This window comes from Terrabacter sp. P5_B1, from assembly GCF_056400505.1.
This window is the reverse complement of sequence record NZ_JBFULD010000484.1, coordinates 1-2,170: the sequence shown is the minus strand read 5'-3', so window position 1 is coordinate 2,170 and position 2,170 is coordinate 1. Positions and strand designations below refer to the sequence as shown.

Annotated in this window: 3 protein-coding genes; all 3 read right to left on the bottom strand. The window is 71.2% G+C overall.

The features are described 5' to 3' along the window. A partial coding sequence (locus AC1DP0_RS21185) for a phosphatidylinositol mannoside acyltransferase (RefSeq protein ID WP_478088427.1) occupies positions 1 to 714 on the bottom strand: 714 nt, incomplete at its 3' end. Then, a complete protein-coding gene (gene pgsA, locus AC1DP0_RS21180) occupies positions 711 to 1,334 on the bottom strand; it encodes a phosphatidylinositol phosphate synthase (RefSeq protein WP_478088425.1) in 624 nt (207 codons plus the stop codon). The genes AC1DP0_RS21185 and pgsA, both read right to left, overlap by 4 nt. 94 nt (positions 1,335 to 1,428) lie before the next feature. Beyond that, positions 1,429 to 1,983, bottom strand: a complete 555-nt coding sequence (locus tag AC1DP0_RS21175; protein ID WP_478088422.1) for an HIT family protein — start codon at positions 1,981 to 1,983, stop codon at positions 1,429 to 1,431. Between the last annotated feature and the right edge of the window lie 187 nt (positions 1,984 to 2,170).

Below are 2,170 nucleotides of genomic sequence, written 5' to 3'. Positions count from 1 at the left end.
GAAGAGGGGGGCGCCCGTCATCAGCGCGAGCACCGCCGGCCCCTTGGCCATCCGTGCGCGGTGGCCGAGCAGGTCGACCTCGATCCCGTTCCGGGTGAGGTCGCGGTCGGCCGCGAGCGCGATGGCGCGGCCGCCGGCCCGCGTCGCCGCGAGAAGTCCCGCGAAGGGGTCGACACCACCGGTCAGCGGGATGATGTCCATGTTGATGCTGTTGCGGAAGGCGACGAACTCCTGGAAGACCTCTTCGGGCTCGAGCCGCTCGGCGACGGTCGTGACCGGGGCGAGGTTGGTCGCTGCCCACGCTGCGGCGAGGTCGAAGTTGCCGAGATGGCCCACGAACACGACGACCGCCTGTCCGGTGTCCGCCACGGCCTTGGGCCCCTCGAGTCCCGTCACCCGCACGGCGGCGTCGAGGCGCTCGCGGCCGATCGACGGGAGCCGGAAGGCCTCGCAGTAGTAGCGCATGTAGGACCGCATCCCCGCCCGCACGAGGGCGTCGAGGGCGGCGTCGTCGAGCTCGGGGCGGGCGCGACGGTAGTTCGCGCGCAACCGCTGGATGCCCTTGCCCCGCCGCCGCACCGCGATGTCGGCGATCCGGTTGAAGACGCCGTAGGCCGCGCCCTCGGGAAGCGCCGCGACCGTGGCCCACCCGAGCCGGAACCCGAGCACGCTGACGGTGTCGGTGGCGCGGCCCACCAGTCCCGTGCGGCTCAACTGGCCACCTCGCCGGACGACAGCGCCTGGCGGCGCACCGTGAGCATGCGCTGCAGCACCGTCACGAAGCTCGCCACGGCGAGCAGCCCGAGCACGATGCCCAGCAGCRGCGTGGAGTTGAACAGGTCGGCGAAGAAGGCCGCCACGAGCACCGCGACCAGACGGTCGGCGCGCTCGGCGATGCCGACGTCGGCCGTGTAACCCAGCCCCTCGGCCCGTGCCTTGGCGTAGGAGACGACCGACCCGAGGATGAGGCAGGCGAGCGCCAGCCCGGCCATCCACCGGTTGTCACCCGGGCCGGCGTAGAAGAGCACGAGGCCGCCGAAGATGGCGGAGTCGCCCATCCGGTCGAGGGTCGAGTCGAGGTAGGCGCCCCACTTGCTCGAGCGACCCGAGTCGCGCGCCATGATGCCGTCGACCGTGTCGGAGAAGACGAAGGCGGTGATGACGAGGCACCCGATCCAGAGCTGCCCCCGCGGGAAGAAGGCGAGGGCGCCGACGCACACCCCGACGGTGCCGACGACGGTCACGACGTCGGGGCTGATGCCCAACCGGAGGAAGAGATGGCCGACGGGAGCCAGGATCTTGGTCATCGTCGCGCGCAGGAGTCTGTTGAGCATGGTGGGACCAGCGTACTGACCGGGCGGCCGTGCCCGGGTCCACCGCACCCAACGTGGCGCGTCCGTGACGGGTGTCAGCCCTCCGGGGACGAGCTCAAGCCTGCGGCCAGGCCGCGACGAGACGCGTGCGGGTGTCCTCCAGGAGCACGGGCAGCGCCTTGGTCTGGGCGACGATGGGCAGGAAGTTGGAGTCGCCGCTCCAGCGCGGCACGACGTGCTGGTGCAGGTGGGCAGCGACCCCGGCACCGGCGACGGCCCCCTGGTTCATGCCGAGGTTGAAACCGTGGGGCTCCGACGCCGCCTGCAGCACGCGGACCACCTGCTTCGTCAGCGCCGTGAACTCCGCCGTCTCCTCGTCGGTGAGGTCGATGTAGAGGGAGACGTGGCGGTAGGGGCAGACGAGCACGTGTCCCGGGTTGTAGGGGAAGAGGTTCATCACGACGAAGCAGTGCTCGCCGCGGTGGACGATGAGCCCCTCCTCGTCGGACCGCGTCGGCGCCGAGCAGAACGGGCAGCCGTTGCCCTCCTCGTCGCTCGGCTTGTCACCGAGGATGTAGGCCATCCGGTGCGGCGTCCACAGTCTCTCGAAGCCGTCCTCGACGTGCGCGAACTCCGCCGCCGACTCGGTGCCACTGCCCTGCGTCGTCATGGTGACAGATCCTAGGGCGGGATCCGCGGGACGTCGGGCGGGCCCCGGGGCGGCCCCGTCGTCAGCGTGTCGATTTCACAGCCAGCCCGACGTTGGGTTCAATGGACAGGGGCCCTGCGGTGTGTGAGACCGCAGGGCCTTTGACGTCTCCCGCTCCGGACACGGGTCGACCCCGCGGGTGTGAGAG

Bases quoted from the DNA above. Each gene is read 5' to 3' on its own strand.
- AC1DP0_RS21175 (WP_478088422.1), bottom strand. From the start codon at position 1,983: ATGACGACGCAGGGCAGTGGCACCGAGTCGGCGGCGGAGTTCGCGCAC.